13 protein-coding genes and 12 tRNA genes are annotated in these 17,052 nt (G+C 50.0%); all 25 read right to left on the bottom strand.

Translation table 11 applies throughout. The features are described from left to right. Positions 1-19: 19 nt before the first annotated feature. Positions 20-454 carry a GtrA family protein gene (locus EDM21_RS03875; RefSeq protein ID WP_157333073.1) on the bottom strand — a complete coding sequence of 145 codons (435 nt, stop codon included), beginning with the start codon at positions 452-454 and terminating at the stop codon, positions 20-22. Positions 455-556: 102 nt separating this feature from the next. Then, positions 557-1,321, bottom strand: a complete 765-nt coding sequence (locus EDM21_RS03870) for an alpha/beta hydrolase (protein ID WP_201280751.1) — start codon at positions 1,319-1,321, stop codon at positions 557-559. A 215-nt stretch (positions 1,322-1,536) separates the two neighbouring features. Beyond that, positions 1,537-1,607 (bottom strand) — tRNA-Gly (locus EDM21_RS03865). Positions 1,608-1,609: 2 nt separating this feature from the next. Continuing rightward, positions 1,610-1,684 (bottom strand) — tRNA-Gly (locus EDM21_RS03860). A gap of 329 nt (positions 1,685-2,013) precedes the next feature. Beyond that, on the bottom strand, positions 2,014-2,199 hold the full coding sequence (locus tag EDM21_RS24870) for a hypothetical protein (protein WP_235918020.1): 186 nt from the start codon (positions 2,197-2,199) through the stop codon (positions 2,014-2,016). Positions 2,200-2,268: 69 nt separating this feature from the next. After that, positions 2,269-3,249, bottom strand: a complete 981-nt coding sequence (locus EDM21_RS03850) for a sugar kinase (RefSeq protein WP_157333780.1) — start codon at positions 3,247-3,249, stop codon at positions 2,269-2,271. A 138-nt stretch (positions 3,250-3,387) separates the two neighbouring features. Beyond that, a complete protein-coding gene (gene pabB / locus EDM21_RS03845) occupies positions 3,388-4,554 on the bottom strand; it encodes an aminodeoxychorismate synthase component I (RefSeq protein ID WP_157333071.1) in 1,167 nt (388 codons plus the stop codon). A gap of 295 nt (positions 4,555-4,849) precedes the next feature. After that, positions 4,850-7,006, bottom strand: a complete 2,157-nt coding sequence (locus tag EDM21_RS03840) for an anthranilate synthase component I (RefSeq protein ID WP_157333069.1) — start codon at positions 7,004-7,006, stop codon at positions 4,850-4,852. A gap of 242 nt (positions 7,007-7,248) precedes the next feature. Next, positions 7,249-7,332: transfer RNA gene (locus tag EDM21_RS03835), tRNA-Leu, on the bottom strand. 8 nt (positions 7,333-7,340) lie between these two features. After that, positions 7,341-7,425: transfer RNA gene (locus EDM21_RS03830), tRNA-Leu, on the bottom strand. Positions 7,426-7,442: 17 nt separating this feature from the next. Then, positions 7,443-7,515 (bottom strand) — tRNA-Lys (locus tag EDM21_RS03825). A gap of 10 nt (positions 7,516-7,525) precedes the next feature. Beyond that, a tRNA-Tyr gene (locus tag EDM21_RS03820) sits at positions 7,526-7,611 on the bottom strand. A gap of 7 nt (positions 7,612-7,618) precedes the next feature. Then, positions 7,619-7,694, bottom strand: a tRNA-Thr gene (locus tag EDM21_RS03815). Positions 7,695-7,717: 23 nt separating this feature from the next. After that, a tRNA-Phe gene (locus EDM21_RS03810) sits at positions 7,718-7,793 on the bottom strand. Between the two features lie 47 nt (positions 7,794-7,840). Further along, positions 7,841-7,917: transfer RNA gene (locus EDM21_RS03805), tRNA-Asp, on the bottom strand. A 10-nt stretch (positions 7,918-7,927) separates the two neighbouring features. After that, positions 7,928-8,001: transfer RNA gene (locus EDM21_RS03800), tRNA-Met, on the bottom strand. A 15-nt stretch (positions 8,002-8,016) separates the two neighbouring features. Further along, positions 8,017-8,092: transfer RNA gene (locus EDM21_RS03795), tRNA-Val, on the bottom strand. A 15-nt stretch (positions 8,093-8,107) separates the two neighbouring features. After that, positions 8,108-8,179, bottom strand: a tRNA-Glu gene (locus EDM21_RS03790). Between the two features lie 192 nt (positions 8,180-8,371). Continuing rightward, positions 8,372-8,899: a PadR family transcriptional regulator gene (locus tag EDM21_RS03785; RefSeq protein WP_157333067.1), complete on the bottom strand. Its 528-nt coding sequence runs from the start codon at positions 8,897-8,899 to the stop codon at positions 8,372-8,374. A 273-nt stretch (positions 8,900-9,172) separates the two neighbouring features. Further along, positions 9,173-11,005, bottom strand: coding sequence for a UbiD family decarboxylase (locus EDM21_RS03780; protein WP_157333065.1), 1,833 nt, complete (start codon positions 11,003-11,005; stop codon positions 9,173-9,175). A gap of 293 nt (positions 11,006-11,298) precedes the next feature. After that, on the bottom strand, positions 11,299-12,507 hold the full coding sequence (locus EDM21_RS03775) for an MFS transporter (protein ID WP_166541815.1): 1,209 nt from the start codon (positions 12,505-12,507) through the stop codon (positions 11,299-11,301). Positions 12,508-12,799: 292 nt separating this feature from the next. After that, positions 12,800-13,528 carry an ECF transporter S component gene (locus tag EDM21_RS24530; protein ID WP_166541814.1) on the bottom strand — a complete coding sequence of 243 codons (729 nt, stop codon included), beginning with the start codon at positions 13,526-13,528 and terminating at the stop codon, positions 12,800-12,802. Next, positions 13,477-15,180 carry an ABC transporter ATP-binding protein gene (locus tag EDM21_RS03770; protein WP_166541813.1) on the bottom strand — a complete coding sequence of 568 codons (1,704 nt, stop codon included), beginning with the start codon at positions 15,178-15,180 and terminating at the stop codon, positions 13,477-13,479. Before EDM21_RS03770 ends, EDM21_RS24530 begins: the two co-directional genes overlap by 52 nt. Continuing rightward, positions 15,153-16,043: an energy-coupling factor transporter transmembrane component T gene (locus EDM21_RS03765; RefSeq protein ID WP_157333064.1), complete on the bottom strand. Its 891-nt coding sequence runs from the start codon at positions 16,041-16,043 to the stop codon at positions 15,153-15,155. Before EDM21_RS03765 ends, EDM21_RS03770 begins: the two co-directional genes overlap by 28 nt. Further along, positions 16,043-17,008, bottom strand: coding sequence for a DUF4430 domain-containing protein (locus EDM21_RS03760; protein WP_338043920.1), 966 nt, complete (start codon positions 17,006-17,008; stop codon positions 16,043-16,045). Before EDM21_RS03760 ends, EDM21_RS03765 begins: the two co-directional genes overlap by 1 nt. Between the last annotated feature and the right edge of the window lie 44 nt (positions 17,009-17,052).

Below are 17,052 nucleotides of genomic sequence, written 5' to 3'. Positions count from 1 at the left end.
CTGATTTATTCGCGCGATGTCAGCCCTCCGAGCTCGCCTTGTTCGCTGAATCCGGGGACTTGAACACCCACAGCCGGCTTGCCGCATAATTCACCATCAGCAGCAGGATCGTAACGACCAGTTTGCTGAACAGCGTATTCCAGTCGAACACATCCATGCACACGAATAGCAGGGCATAGGATGACGCCAGACATATTCCGTTAACTAGAAAAAATTTGACTGCCTCCGCCGTTTTAAAAGGTCCTTTGCTGGCAAACGTCCATCTGCGGTTCCACAAAAAACTGTTCAGCGTGCCGCATAAATAGGCAAATGTCTGAGCAGCGACATAGTGCATCTCCAATCCGGACAGCAGCAGCCAGAATACGGCCCAGTCCACCAGTGTATTGCTGACGCCCACGATCCCGAACCGAATAAGACGTATAAGCTCCGGGCTGATTTTCTTCCGTCTGTCCATTTGGATTATCCCTTCTCTTCCTATCTCATATCACATTCAAGTTTTTTATATGCAAGAGGAGCTCTGCTGTCAGCAGAACCCCACCCCGCATAATTAACGTGCTCACTCCGCTGTCTTAGCCAGCCAGTTCGCGATAGCGTCAGCAGTCTTCGCCGTCTGCTCCTGTACGCTGATTGCAGCGGGATGATCCCCTTTCTGAAGGCCATAGCTGCCGAACTGAGCATGGTTGCCTCCGGGAATCATCTCGATTACGGCATCTGCCGGCAGATTGCTTCTGCCCGCTTCCCAGCTCTCCCTATTCAATACGCCGTCTTCCGTACCTGTCAAAGAAAGGACCGGCAATCCTTTATCCTTCAGGCTGCCTTTAGAATCTGCGTACGCCGCGAGCATAAATACCCCTTGGAGCTGCTGAGGATGAGCTGCCGCATAGCGGGCTGCCATCACCCCTCCGAGCGAGTGACCGCCAATCACGTAGCTTCTGCCAGAATCCGCAGCCAGTGCCTCCTCGGCCCGGTTTCCACCCAGAACAGCCAGATTCAGCGGCATTCTCACAATCACGGTACGATAGCCGCGCAGGGCAAGCTCTCGCGCCAAGGGTGCATAGCTTTCAGGCTTGACCAAGCCGCCCGGATAGAAAACGATCCCTGGTCCGGACTGATCCGCACCCGCTGACTTTTCAAAAACCATCCACTTCTCCGCGTCTGTGACAGTTACTCCACCACCGCTTTGCATAGCTTGGGCGGCCCGTTCGTCCGGTTCATAAGGACGCAGATAAAGCACAGCCTCAATACAAGCCGCCAGAAGGACGGCCAGAATCACAAAGAGCCAAATTTTACGCCTTGGTTTCTTGCTGGTTAGTGTCATCATCGTGTACCTCTTCTCAAGCAGGATTCAATGCTCCTATCGTATCACAGCTCCGTTCCTCCCGCATCCCGCTTCTGTGATGCTTCGTGCAGCTTCGGCTTTTCTCCCGCCGGCATCCCTTGGCTGGGATCTCTTCCCTGACCCTGTATCATTCAAAGCAACAGAAAAAAGCCAAGCCCTTGGTTACAAGAGGCTTGGCTTTTATTCTGCAATCATGAAGCGGGTGATGGGAATCGAACCCACGCTATCAGCTTGGAAGGCTGAAGTTCTACCATTGAACTACACCCGCATTGGAGCGGAAGACGGGAATCGAACCCGCGACCCTCGCCTTGGCAAGGCGATGCTCTACCGCTGAGCCACTTCCGCATTTCTTTGTAAAAAGCAATGTTTCCCGAAGTCGACAAGGAATATCATAACAGATATCCAGACGGAATTCAAACTTTTTTTGCAATTAATCGCTATCCAATTATTTACACGAAAATTGAATCACTTTAGCATTTCTCCCCGTGATCTGGAAGCCGCCATTTCAGTTACAACGGGAGGCCTCCGGAGATCCGCAAAGAAGATCAGGGGAAACTAATTCACAACATCGCAGCTGGTATTCCCGCTGGCATTATCGCTTGCATTACCATACCAGGACTGCTTGAGCCTCCTTGAAAACCTGCATGAATTGCGCCGCTTTCTTCGCAATCAGACTAGAGTCGCCCGCCTTGGCGGCCCTGGTTCGTCAGATCGGAGCCGATCCCCACTGCCGCAGCTCCCGCTTGTGTCTTTCCATCCTTTCGGCTGGTAGTAGTATGGGCTCGGCTGATTATATAGAAATCGCTGACAGTTGCTCGAACCGGCGGCCGGTTATTCTTCTGGTGCATGACCCTATGCATGATTCGTCAACTCCGCGGGCGCAGCCGCTGCCGGACTTCTCGCCGCCGTCGGCTTTCACCGTTCAGCGTTCAGCGCTCAATATGCCCGCTCCCCTGAAGCACCGCATCTATTTCCTCCCGTGTCGGAAGCCCTTCCCAGTCGCCCGGAGCCTGAACAACGAGAGAACCGAGCAGACTCCCGAGCTTCACCGCTTCCAAATGGCCGGAGCCCTGCACGATTGCCGAGAGGAAACCCGCGCAGAAACCGTCTCCCGCACCAACCGTGTCGACGACACGTTCCGCTTTGACGAAAGGGACCGCTGTCACGCGTCCTTTCTCGACAAGATAACTTTCTTCGTCTCCGCCTTTAACGACCGAAACCGCAGAGAGCCGGCCCAGCTTGCTTATAATCTCATCGAAATCTTCGGTCTGATAGAGCAGCTTCAACTCATCCAGACCCGGCAGGAAGTAGTCAGCGTCTCCGGCAAGCGACAAGAGTGCCTCGCGGGCTCTTTCGATTCCCCAGAGCTTCAACCTCAGATTGGGGTCAAAACAGACTTTCACCCCATGCCGCTTCGCAATGCGCACCGCTGCTTTTACCGTGGCCAGACAAGATTCGCTCAGGGCAGGCGTTATACCTGTAATATGCAGGATCTGCGCCTGCGCTATGTAAGCCTCATCCAGATCTTCCGGACGCATCTTACTCATAGCGGAAAAGCGCCGGTAATAGTATACGGACGTTTTGCCCGCAACAGCTTCCCGGAGCATCAGCCCAGTCGGCGCAGACTCCAATAGCTTAGCCCGGGAGACATCGACGCCTTCGCCTCTAATTTTCTTGAGTACCATTCTGCCGAAGGGATCATGGCCGAGCTGGCCGAACCACCCTGCATGATGTCCCAGCCTTGCCAGACCAATAGCGACATTACTCTCCGCTCCGCCAAAGGTCGTGTTCAATTGCGGTGAATATTCGATTCCTTTACCGGTCTCAGGCATAAGAAGCGCCATTGATTCACCGAATGTAACGATATCCGGACCGGTACCCGGACTGACATCGCACTGCCGCTTGTCCATTTTAGTCATTATGCACCTCTACATCGCTTCCTTCTAGGTTTTGCAGATTATTCCGGCTTCATAATACAAGCGTTATCTACAAGGCAACAAATTCGATTGCAACAAATTTCAGCTTGTATTTTTGCAGGAACATAGGCGTTATTTATTTGCAGATGAGGAATGCTGCCGCCTGTTCGTTTGCTCACGATACGTAAGTATTTTGGATTTGGTCAGCAGCTCCTCATACTCGTCTCCCGCATTAGAGTCCCAGGTAATGCCGCCCCCTGCGCCGTATACGGCCTGCTCTTTGTCCGAATCAACCAGTACCGTTCGGATGGCGACATTAAAGGTCATGCCTTTGCCAGGCTGGATAAGCCCTATTGTCCCGCAATAGATATGCCGCGGTTCCCGCTCCAGAGACCGGATTATATTCATCGTCGATATTTTAGGAGCACCTGTAATAGACCCGCATGGGAACATCGCTTGGAACACATCGAACAAAGTTGTGCCCGGTTTTGTCTTAGCCTCTACCGTAGAAGTCATCTGATACAGGGTAGGGTATTCCTCGATTTCGAACAGCTTCGGAACCCGGACAGTTCCCTTCCGGGCGATCCGGCTCATATCGTTACGCAGCAAATCCACGATCATTAAGTTCTCAGCACGATTCTTAAGCGATTGACGCAAAGCCTCCCTGCTCTCCGTCTTGGAGGCGGTTCCCTTCATCGGCTTTGTACGGATCGCGTCCCCGTCCCATTGAAAGAACAGCTCGGGCGACACAGATAAGATCCGGTAACACCCCAGATTCAAATAAGCTGAATAAGCGCCATGCTGAGCTTCTCTTAACTGCTCGTAATAAGCAAGATCATCTCCTGTGAATCCGGCTCTCAGACGAGTCGTATAGTTGACCTGATACGTCTTTCCCCAAGCGATAGCCTCATGGATCGTCCGGATATCCTGCTCATAATTCTCCTGATCTTTATCAGCCTGCCAGTCCGATATGCAGTAGTCAGCAGCCATCCGGGCATTCTTCTGATCAGCCTCAGCTTCTCCAAGAATTGCCTGCTCCACCGGCTTCGAATAGCTGGCGAACCATACCAGCGGAAAGTCAGCATCCGGTTCACAGACGGATTGATGCTCCTGAAAAGCAGGGGCACACTCATAGGCGACGTAGCCTACTATATAGAGCTGCCGGTCGATAGCCGCCTGCACATCTTCGAATATTCCCCTGACTTCTTCTATCTTGCAGGTTTGCCATACCTGGAGCGGACTTTCAAATATCAGCCTCTCGTGGTTGAAATCCATGATGATGGATGGCGCATTTCTCAAACGTAACACTCCTGTCTTTATGTTCGCAGACATACCCATTTCTTTTTTTCCAAATTGCACTCGCGGTTCTTCACCGCTCCTGTTCACACCGCACATGCCGGGCATGCCGCCCAAGACTATTCTTAGCATAATAGGTTACGGCATTCGTTACAATAGAAGACACTCAATGGCGCGCCAGCCAGATCTCTTTTTCTCCATACAAAAAAAGCCGCCCCACTGGTAAGTTCCTCAGATCTTTCCCAGTAGGGCAGCCTGCCTGTTGATTCACTCACTCATCTCCGGGATGAGTTAAGCTTTATAGTGAAGCGACAACGTTCCGGATGATCGATATTCCCACATCCTGACTCGCGGAGAGAATGGATTCCGGGTGGAATTGCACCGCCGTAATAGGCAGAGATTCGTGACGCACAGCCATCACGACATCATCCTCGGATAAGGCTGTAACCTTCAGGCCATCCGGCACTTCACTCGCGTAGAGGGAATGATACCGGCTGACCGTCACTTCATCCGGCAGTCCCTTCCATAGCTGGCACTCCTCTACGAGCCGGATCTTGGAGCTTTTGCCATGCATAGGGTAGGACAACGTGCTCAAGGCCCCTCCGAAATATTCCACGATTCCTTGAAGCCCCAGACAGACACCGAAGATCGGAATCTGTCGCTGTACGCACAAGTCAATCGTTTCGTTGAGCTGAAACTCCTCAGGCCGGCCAGGCCCCGGAGACAGCACAACCAGATCGTATTGCCCGCTGCGGAGCTGCTCTCTCGCGGCAGAAGAGCGGTAGGTCACGATCTCCGCGCCTGTCTGCTTGAAATAATTGCCCAGCGTATGCACGAACGAATCCTCGTGATCGACGAACAGGACACGCTTGCCCTTACCGGCAAGCGGCACCTCCTCAACCGCATCCGTCTGCTCATTCCAGCCGCGGATCGCCTTGAGCAGAGCAGCCGCCTTCGTCAGCGTCTCTTTCTCTTCCAGATCAGGATCGGAATCCACATGAAGAGTCGCGCCCGCTCTGATCTCGGCGATCCCGTTCTTGATGGAGATCGTCCGCAGAGTAAGTCCCGTATTCACGTTTCCGTTGAAACCGTACATGCCTACGGCTCCGCCATACCAGCCGCGTGCAGACTTCTCGTTATTCTCGATCCATTGAATCGCAGCGCGTTTGGGAGCTCCGGTAACCGTTACCGCCCACATATGCGTCATAAATCCGTCCAGCGCATCGAACTGCGGCTCCAGATAGCCTTCTACATGATCGACGGTGTGGATGAGATGAGAATACATCTCCAGCTGTCTTCTGCCGATCACCTTGACAGAGCCCGGGCGGCAAATACGGGACTTATCATTACGGTCAACATCCGTACACATCGTCAGTTCCGCTTCATCCTTGGACGAATTAAGCAGCGTGCGGATGTTCTCCGCATCTTCAATAGCATTCTTGCCCCGTTGGATCGTACCTGAGATCGGGCACGTCTCCAAACGGCCATCCTCGACCCGGACATACATCTCCGGTGAAGAACCGACGAGAATCTCCTCCCCCAGATTAACGATAAATCCATACGGACTCGGATTCAGCTTCTTCAGCCGCTGGAAGATCCGGGAAGCGGCATCATGGCATACCTCATATAAAGACTGGGAAGGCACCACTTCGAACATATTGCCTGCTCTAAACTGTTCGATGGCTTTGCGGACCAGTCCGGCATAATCCCCCGGAATGTACTCATAGTCCAGAACCGCCTTGTCGGCAGCGGCTTCCCGGATCACTGTCTTAGACCGGGGAATATTGACCGTAGTCTTCCCGTTCATTTCAAAATCATAGGACATTTTATAGGCGCAGGACATCTGGTGGTCGACGACGATCAGTTCATCGGGAATAAACAAGATAAGCTCCGACGTGTCCGCCTTGCGCTCCTGTTTATATTCGATCGGGTCTATCTGGAACACCAGGTCATACCCGAAAGCGCCATATAGCCCGAGGAAAGAATCTTCATCCGAATAGAAGAAATTTTTGAGTTCCCGCAGCACTTGAAAAATAGAAGGCTGTGACGTCCTCTCCTCTTCCGTAAACACTTTATCGGTACGCAGAATAACACCTTCGATGCGGCCCGAAATCAGCTCCACATCTATAGAATCCACATGTAACAGCGCATTGAGCATCAATGGAATTAATACTTCACCGCGTTGATCAAGCGCCTCCATAGAAAACCGATTACCGGAAGAACGCAGCTGTACAGGCGGATTCACGAATCCGATATCCCAGCGGGAGTATCTGCCCGGATATTCGTAAGAACTGGAATACAGAGCTCCCTTGGTATGATCAATTTGCTCCAGAATTCCGTCTACTGCGTGTGCGTAATCCAATGTTTCAACAGTACGGAGAACTTTCACTTGCCCTTGTGTCATGTAAATCTCTTGTTCGGGATTGTAAGTCAGGTGGGATAAAATACTGTTCATCTTCTAACCTCCGTTTGTCTACAGAGGAGAACAGGGGTAAATAGAGGAGGGAAACACAAATAAACATCTCATCTCGGCTCCGGCTCTTCTCAACCTGTCTCGTCTCAGCTAATCTAAAATAAACTCAACTCTGAGGCTCATTATAACATTGTTGGAGGTCGGCGCCAATACATGAATTACAAAAAAAAGGAAAGACCCGGTCAGCAAATGCTGACCGGGTCTTTCCTTAATTCCAACTGCGATGCGGACAAGAGGACTCGAACCTCCACGGCTGTTACACCACTAGAACCTGAATCTAGCGCGTCTGCCAATTCCGCCATGTCCGCATGAGGTATGGTGCGGTCGGAGGGATTTGAACCCTCACGCCCATTGGGCACTACCCCCTCAAGATAGCGTGTCTGCCGTTCCACCACGACCGCGTATGACACTATAAAAGTGAGCCATGAAGGACTCGAACCTTCGACACCCTGATTAAAAGTCAGGTGCTCTACCAACTGAGCTAATGGCTCTTGGAAAAACTGGTGGAGGCTGATGGATTCGAACCACCGAACTCGTCAGAGAACAGATTTACAGTCTGCTGCGTTTGGCCACTTCGCTAAGCCTCCATGAAAATGGTGCCGTCGAGAGGACTTGAACCCCCAACCTACTGATTACAAGTCAGTTGCTCTACCAGTTGAGCTACAACGGCATATGAAGTTGTGTGGATGATAATGGTGGCTCGGGACGGAATCGAACCGCCGACACGAGGATTTTCAGTCCTCTGCTCTACCGACTGAGCTACCGAGCCTTATTATGGTCACTTCCGGCCATTCTTATCCATCTAATGAAGAAAAATGGCGGAGCTGACGGGATTCGAACCCGCGGTCTCCTGCGTGACAGGCAGGCATGTTAGGCCTCTACACCACAGCTCCAGGTAATTAATTGCGGGGGCAGGATTTGAACCTGCGGCCTTCGGGTTATGAGCCCGACGAGCTACCGGGCTGCTCCACCCCGCGTCAGTAAACTAATTATGGTGGAGGCTGACGGGATCGAACCGCCGACCCTCTGCTTGTAAGGCAGATGCTCTCCCAGCTGAGCTAAGCCTCCATAAAAGTTACTTAATGACCCGTAGGGGATTCGAACCCCTGTTACCTCCGTGAAAGGGAGGTGTCTTAACCCCTTGACCAACGGGCCTTATTTGGACTGTCGTTTTTGGCGACAAAGATTATTGTAACAGAAATTCAGAAGAATACAAGCTTTTTTATTTTCACCAATTTTGACTGTTATTATCTGTATATTTCCGGCTCTTTTATCCCTCCTTTTATCTGTATACAGCTCTTCCACATCACGGAGTCTCTACATATTAAAAATAGGTGTCTCCTGCCTCTACTTTTTGTTCCTTTGAATATACAGCCTGATTCCATTCAATAATTTCAAATGAGCCTTAAATAAACTATACATGTGATCAAAAATGAGGACCTCCTCATCAGACAGGTCATTTTGTTCCGCTTGAGCAGTCCGGGTTTCATCGTATTTCTTGCGAATGAGGTCGATCTGACTCTCCACGGCGATAAGCACCTGTTCTCTGGCCAGATCCCCATGAAAAAGAAGCGCCGTATAAATATCCGTAGGGAACACAAGTGAAGGTCTCGATAAAGACTCTTCAATAAGACGTGCATACTCCTGCTCTCCCTGATCTGTAATGATGTAGGTTGCTTTGGCCCGGTTACCTGTATGCTCGATAGTATCTATTTCAATATAACTCTCGCTCTCCAGCTTTTTGAGAGCATGGTAGATAGAACCTGGTAATATCTCTGCCCATTGATTCACATGATCCAGCTGCAGAAATCGTTGGATCTCATAACCGGACATGGGCTGTTTCTTTAGTAAACCTAATACCATTAACCGTGTCATTTCGCCACTTCCTTCACAAATCTAGGAATACCTTTTACTGCTGCCTGTTGTATATCCAACTTTGAATATTTGACAGGCTAGTTTTAATATAAAAATAAATAGTCAATGTTGAGTAAAATTACAACAACTTTTGATCGGTTCATTATTTAAAAGACAGATACTGCACCTGACAGCATCTAACCTCAATTAAAGCACAAAAACGGCATTGCTGCCGCCTTTATGCCCGTTTGGAACTTGCGGAGTCTCTTCTAGCTATTCACGATAAAGCTTAAGCTAAAGCTTAATCCCGCCCAGGCTTGCGCCTTGGACGAACAACCGTCCGATGTTCTTCTCAACGATCGGATCGGAAATTAATGGGGGTGCATGATGAGGCTTAATACGGGCGTCAATGATGACTTGATCGCAGCCCCAGTGCTTATGCTCATAGGAGCCGTTCACGCCATGGATGTCGTGAGAAGGATTGCTGCGCGTAAAGGTTGCCCACAGGAAGTTAGAAATGGTCTCACTCATAAAGCTGCTGTCATCACTAAGGATGATCATGGGACAAGACGCCACTTGACCTCTGGACTGAATTGCATCACTCCATTCCTGAATCTCCCTGGCGGCATCCGGATAAGTCGTAAATGCCGGCCCTTGCAGTGCCACGATGCCCGGCATGATCAAACGTGGCTGTTCAAAGACCCGCAGCTCTTTCAAGGCTTCAGGGACCTCCAGACACAGTTCCCTCCGTTTATCTCCATAAGCCGCAAACACAACCTTGCTCCCGGTGTTGAGTCCGGTACCCGAATAATCCAATGTATCAATGGTGGTATTGGTGTAGAAATGAATATCACGCCGCAGGTCAATCCGCTCCATCATGTAGGTTAAGAAATCCGCTTCCCGGTGAGTATCGAGCGGTTGATTCTCTTCGGCGGTGATGAACAAATACTTCGCCAGGCTCAGCTGCCCGGTCCCTAAGATCCGGTTAGCGATCGTGAGCATTTCGGTGGGCTGCTTAACCTGCTGATAAGGCGTGTAGCGCTCACTGCCGATCGCAAACAGCAGCGGGTGTACACCCGCGGCATCAACGGCATGGACCTCTTTTACACCCGGAATTTCCTGCTTGATCGCATCTCCTGTTAATTCATGAATGAGTTCACCGAATGCCGTATCTTCCTGCGGCGGCCGGCCGACTACCGTAAACGGCCATATGGCATTAGGTTTGGCATACACTTTGTGTACTTTCATGACGGGGAAAGGATGAATCAGGCTGTAGTAACCCAGGTGGTCGCCAAAGGGCCCCTCCGGCTTGGTCTCTCCAGGATGAATTTCTCCGGTTATAACGAAATCCGCTTCGTTACTAATGCAGAAGCCATCGATATAGCTGTAGCGAAAACGGCGGCCCGATAGCAGACCCGCAAAGGTCATCTCGCTGAGGCCCTCCGGAAGGGGCATAACCGCCGACAGCGTGTGGGCCGGAGGGCCGCCTATGAAGCAGCTGACCTTCAGCGACTGGCCTCGTCTGTTGGCCTTCTCTTGATGAATTCCGATCCCCCGGTGGATCTGATAATGCAGCCCGATCTCTTTGTCCATCTCGTATTCGTTGCCGCTGAGCTGAATACGGTACATCCCCAGATTGGAATTCATAATTCCGGCCTTCTCCGGATTCTCCGAGTATACTTGAGGCAGAGTGACGAATGCCCCCCCGTCGTCCGGCCAGTGCTGAATCAGGGGAAGATCCGATATCTTAATCTCCTGCGCGGCAACCGGCTGACCGCCGTTATTCTTAAGCGGCAGAGCCTTTACCGCCGCCAGCCCCGCTCCGACATTTTTCAGAGGGTGCTTCAAGGCCTGCATCGGGTCGTTGCGCACTGCCATTACGTTCTGAACGGCTTCCCAGGTATGCCGGAAAATAAACTTGCTGCGCTCTACCGTACCGAACAGATTGGATACCGCCCTAAACTTCGATCCTTTGACCCTCTCAAACAATAAAGCAGGCCCCCCTGCTTCGTGAACTCTCATATGAATAGCAGCCATTTCCAGATAGGGATCCACTTCTTCATGAATACGAACCAAATGACCGTTTTTCTCCAAATCGATGACGCACTCTTCTAAACTGCGATACATGCTCCGCGCTCCAATCTGTAGAAGTTTAATGGGGAGAGGCTTCTCCTGACGGGAGCCTTCTATCTTGTTTCTCTAACCTGTAACCGCAAGCTGTTCCGCTCGCCTATTACTTCTAGTTAATACGAAATCCCGGTAACTGTCAAAGAAAGCGGCGGGTTTACCAAATGGACGGCTGTATGTTCGGCTTACCGGATAAAAAAACGCAGCCAAGATGGCTGCGCTTCGTTACCGCGAGTAGTCTGGATGTGGAAAACCGGACCTCTCTCCTGTAGGAATTCCTTTGTATATCTTCCCTAATGCTGCCGGGCCATATCCCCAGGTTTGACCTTCTTCTGTAGGAGGGGAGCTAATAGAAGGGCGCCAAGCAGAAGCAGCGCAGCACTTGCGGCATAGACCGTGAACAGGGAAAACACAGCTTTTAAATAACCGGCGGCCGACATGCCTATTACCATCATTCCCATAAAAATAGGAGTGATCGCTCCCCCGACCCGGCCCATATACGCGCTTTCCGTATTTCTGATAATAAGAGTCTGGATACCGACTTGGATACAAGGATAAAAGAAACCGCTAATGACTTGGATCATCATAGTCAGCAGGGTCACTGTAGATGCACCGGCTCCGATTGTGCAGAAGGCACTCACTACTAAGCCGGTAGCAAGCATAACCTGAGGCTGCACCTTCTTGGCTGCTCCCATAATTATAATTCCGCCCAGCAGCATAGCAGTACCATTAGCCGTCAGCAGCCATTGCAGAAATTGTTTGTCCTGTACTAATTTCTCGATCGTAATAAAAAGCAGTAACGGCTGGACCAAGCCTGCTGCCAACCCGGAAGCTGCGAATGCAGCGCTCAGCGTTCTCAGCGCGCGATTAGCTCTTACATACCGGAAACCGGCCAGCATTTCCTTCATAAATCCGGCCCTTGCCGTCATGGACGTTTCCTTCGTATCACGGGGGAGCTGAGACAGAATAACGGCTGAGCCTAAGAACATGAGGGTCGTCACAACGAGAGAAATCTCTATGCCATACTGAAGAAAGACAAAGGTGCCGATGATCGGTCCCAGGACCATAAAAACAGCTGCCAGCGATTGAGACAATGCCATCACACCCTGCAGGTGCTCAGCCGGCACATGATTCTTATAGAGTTTCATCGCCGATGGCTGCGAGAATTGAGACAGGCTGGCCGATACAAACGTTCCTAACAGGAGCGCATACCAGGCTCCATTCAGCATTGCCGCCAAAACAAACACGACAGAGAGCGCAGAGAGCAGATCGCTCCCTAACATCGTTCTCTTCGGGCGCCAGCGGTCGGCGATCGTTCCTCCAATGATGGCAAAAATAAAAATGGGCGCAAATTCTGCAACGGAAATCAACGAGACATACAGCGGATCATTATCCGTTAAATCCGTTACATATAAAAGCACAGCAAAGTTCCTTATCCATATCCCCATTTGCAGAAGCACACGTGAAAGGATAATCGTCCGCACATAGCGATTGCTTAGCACTTGGTTTCTCCTCCTTTCTTTAAAACGATATGTCCAAACAATTCATTCATACATCTATCATTAACTAGATATTATATGTTATTGTTTATTAAAATTTAATAACTTTATGATAAATAAACACACATTTATTTAGTCTGATTGCTGATCCGCAAACTAAATCTGATTATGTTTGAATTCTGCGTTATTACCCGGAAAACAGCTGTTTTGCCGCTCCCATAACCATCAAAAAAAAGGCCAACCCCGATAACGCACAGGTTGACCTCTAGAGCAGGTGATTTTTTTAAAACAGCATCTAAGGTTCGATAAGTCCGTACTTGATCTTGATGCGATCCAGCTTATCAAACATGGGCCGGGAAAGAACGAACAGGAAGAATACCGTCGCTATGGCATGCACCAAATCAAACCAAAAACCGGATGCATAGGTGGCCAGCAGTGCGGGCCAGGAGAACTGGGGAGTGAACATCAGCAGAGAGCCGAGATTAATAATGCCTCCATAAATCACAAACGTCGACAACCCTCCAAAAATACATAGCGATAGTTTTGATTTTTGAAGAAGCCCTTTTTTAAATAAAACACCGGCCAGAAATCCAATGATTCCAAAGCAGAACATCTGCCATGGGGTCCACGGTCCCTGTCCAAAGTAGAAATTAGATACAAAGCCGGCAATAGCTCCTACAAGAAAACCAGCCTCCGCTCCAAAGCTTACCCCTGCGATAATAACGATAGCGACTACCGGCTTGAACTGGGGCAGCATGAAAAAGGCTGCGCGTCCGGCGACTGCAATCGCCGCCAGTACAGCGATCACGATTAACTCCCGTGCCTGCGGCTTGCGGTTCTCAAACACCATAGCAAATGGAATCATCGTATAGAGGACAATCAATAAGCTGATGAAATAATATTTCCGGTCGTTTAAGACAAATACGCCCAGCAGGATCGTAGCCGGAATAAGAATAAGGATCAGCAGAGCGGCTAATACAGTACGGCGGCTGAGCCGGCGGTTTTCCTGCCGCTTTTCTGGCATCGTTCAATCACATCCTCTACTGTTACTCCTTCACGCCATATATGGCGTGCCATCCGATTGGCTGCAGTCGTATAAAAGCTGTTGCCCGCGAAAAACGGCTTCGCCCTGTTCGTCGTGATGATCCGTCCATCAAAAAACATGGCGCACACCTCTGCATACTTGGCGCAAAACTCGATGTCGTGCGAGACCATGATAATGGTAACCCCGGAAGCATTCAGCTTGTGTAGAAATACGGCGAGTTTCTCTTTGAAAAATCCATCCAGACCTTTGGTCGGCTCATCCAACAGTAAGATTTGCGGCTCCAGCAGGAGTACCTTAGCAAGGGCTGCCCGCTGCTGCTCTCCCCCGCTTAAATCATAAGGGTGCATAGCAAGCAAATTTTCGAGCTCCGCAAAAGCTACCGCCGCCTCAATCTTGCCTGCTTGTTCTTGAGGAGTCAGATCGGTGCCGGTCAGCATTTCAGCTAAATCCTGCCTGACCGTTTTTTTTACGAACAGCGTTTGCGGATTCTGCGGAAGGATCCCCAAATTGTGAGTGAAGAGTTCCTTGGGTTTCATCCGGGCAGGATTCTGCCCATTCACTTGAACCTTGCCCCGGTATGGCTGGAGGATACCGCTGATCAGAGATAACGTCGATGTTTTACCGGTTCCATTGCCGCCGACTATGCAGTAAAACTGCCCCTTCTTCACTTCAAAAGAAAGATCTTTGATAATATCCGTGCCGTTCTTCTCGTATTTAAACCAGACATCTTTAAACTTAACGACAGTACGGGCCGCCCCGTCCGGTGTTTCCTTCGTATCCTCTATTGCCGCTGCCGTCCTATCACTCAGGAAAGCATTCAGCCACTGGCGTCCTTCCTTGACCGTAACCGGATAGCGCAGTTCGCTGCCCACCCCTGCATAAATCTGCATCGGTGAGGGCATGGAGCGAAACATCGGATGGTTCAGCCTGTACAGTTGTTCACCAACCTTGTAAGGAACGTCATCCGCTATAATCTTTCCTTCATCCATCACAACCAGACGGTCTGAAACAGGAAGTACCTCTTCCAGACGGTGCTCCGTCATAATAATCGTCGTCCCCAGCTCTTGATTGATTTTCTTCACGGTTTCCAGAAAATCCCCGGCCGCAATCGGATCCAGCTGAGAAGTCGGCTCATCCAGAATTAACACCGAAGGATGCATGGCCATAATGGAGGCCAGATTCAGAAGCTGCTTCTGCCCTCCGGACAACTCGGTTACATTTTTGTGAAACCAGGTTTGGATTCCAAAAAAGCTGGCCATTTCGGCTACGCGCAGACGTATCGTACCGGGATCAAATCCCAGACTCTCAAGTCCGAATGCCAGCTCATGCCAGACCTTGTCGGTCACAATCTGATTGTCCGGGTTCTGAAGCACGAACCCGATTTCAGATGCCTGCGTGCGCTGATCCAGCTCTTCAATAGGCTGGCCATTGTAATAGATCTCCCCGCTCTTTTTCCCGTGTGGAGTAAGAACGGTTTTGAGCTGTCTGAGCAAAGTGCTCTTGCCACAGCCCGATTTGCCGCAAATGGTGATAAACTCTCCGCTCTGAATCGAGAGATTTAGATGAGACAGCACCTCTCTATCTTGCTGCGGAAAAGTAAAGACTAGATCTTTGATTTGATAGATTTCCATTTCACTGCCTCCATCAGGTTAATGATTACGGGCATCATGCAGAGAAGCATGTAGGCGGTATAGACCAGTATACTCAACGGTGTAATACTCGCGGCTTTAATAGAGGGGAAGAACCGGATTGTGTTCTCCCCCTGTATGGCTCCCAGGAGAAGGACGGCAAGCAGCACCATCATAATGGTGAACACCGTTTTATCCCGGTTGTCAAAACGAAAGATGGAGAAGCTTGTGCGATTGGGCAGTCCATACCCCCTGGACTTCATGGAGTCTGCAGTTTCAATCGCATTCTCAAGCGCCCATGTGGTCATAATCGAGAGAATCGTCATTCCGTTCCGGGCCCTTCTCAGGATATTGCCTTGAGTGACATCTCTGCCTATACATTTCTGGGCATTCGAAATCACTTTGATTTGCGCGATATATCTGGGTACAAAACGGAGCACCATCGAGAAAATCAAAGATAACGAGGGCATTATTTTACCGAATAGATAAATAAATTTATCCGAAGTCATTACGGCGTTGTAGCAGGAGAACCACATGATGACGGTCACAAACATACAGGCTGCCGCCGCGCCAAAGAGAATGGATTCGAGCGTAATGGGATTGCCGTTCTTCAAATAAAATAGAATCGTAACTCCCGCATGGTTAAAAACAGGATTCATCAACGCTACGATCAGCAGCAGAGGAATCATGTAAAGCAAATTAAACCGCAGGGCTCTCATGCCCTGTAACATAATGGAGTAAACAAAGGCACTGATAAGGGCGATAACTTGAAACACAGGGTGCATAAAGAACATACTGCACAGCAGTATTCCCGTAAAATAAACCAAATTGACAAAGGGATGGTAGGAAGAAAAATGATCCGGCATCACTTCTTCTCCCCGGTTGCAGCCATACCTCCGCCGATGTCCCGGCCTAGATCACACGTATACAGCCACTCTACGACATCACCGTCTTTCAGCATATAACGGCTGCTCCCGTAGTTAGGAAACCATCCGTTCACCTTATACATCCATCCGCTGAGCTCCCCGCAATCGAATTCATACAAATTGTGAATGCCTTCGATATAATTGCTGTTATAGATGGGTGTCATCTCGAATTCCATATGAATCTTACTCGCTTTCATTTCTCTAAGCAGGACATCAAACACGGATTCTCCCTCATAGAAGGTAACCTTCTTTGTTTTATAAATCACACCGTCTTTGGGCAGCACTTCAAGCTTATCCTTATTAAATAGATCCATATTGTTCAGGATAGTCTTGGCGGATACAGATAGAGTGACAGTCAAACTCTTATTCTTATTGACCTTTGTATCCTGCCATTCCACGGGTTTGGGTTTACCTTCCGGTACAGGATCGGTCATATACTTATCTTTCTTAGGTTCTGCCGTAACCGCCGGTTTGGGTTCTGTCTTAATTGTTGGAGCGGGCTTGGTTTTCTTGTCCTGCTCTTTTGCAGCGGAATCTTTATCGCCCTCTTTAGCCACGGGCTCTTCCGGCTTTTTTTGCTCAGAATCTGCTGACTTTTCTTTATCTGCCGGTTTCTCTGACTGTGCCTCGCCTGCTGCTTTAGTCTCCTGGGCTGCACTTGCTTCTTTATTGTCAGTCCCAGCTGCCTTATCGCCGATTGGGCCTGCATCATCTGCTTGTCCGCCGTTCTCTTGACCACTTGGCTTCACGGCAGCCGGAGAAGGGCTGCTTTCATGTACAGACTGCGCCTCACCAGACTCCCCTTGGCCTCCCGGACCCTTCGGAGTATTCCCTCCCCAGAAAAACGCGATCGCGAGCACGCTCATGATCAATAGTGCGGCTATCCATGATTTCTTATTTTTCACTGGTATTTCCCCCCTTAAATAACTAAACAAGGGCACTGAAATTC

The sequence above is a fragment of the Paenibacillus lutrae genome, assembly GCF_009757775.1.
In the GTDB taxonomy this organism is placed as follows: domain Bacteria; phylum Bacillota; class Bacilli; order Paenibacillales; family NBRC-103111; genus Paenibacillus_F; species Paenibacillus_F lutrae.
Note: the sequence above shows the minus strand (reverse complement) of the source record. Positions and strands in the feature narration are given on the sequence as shown.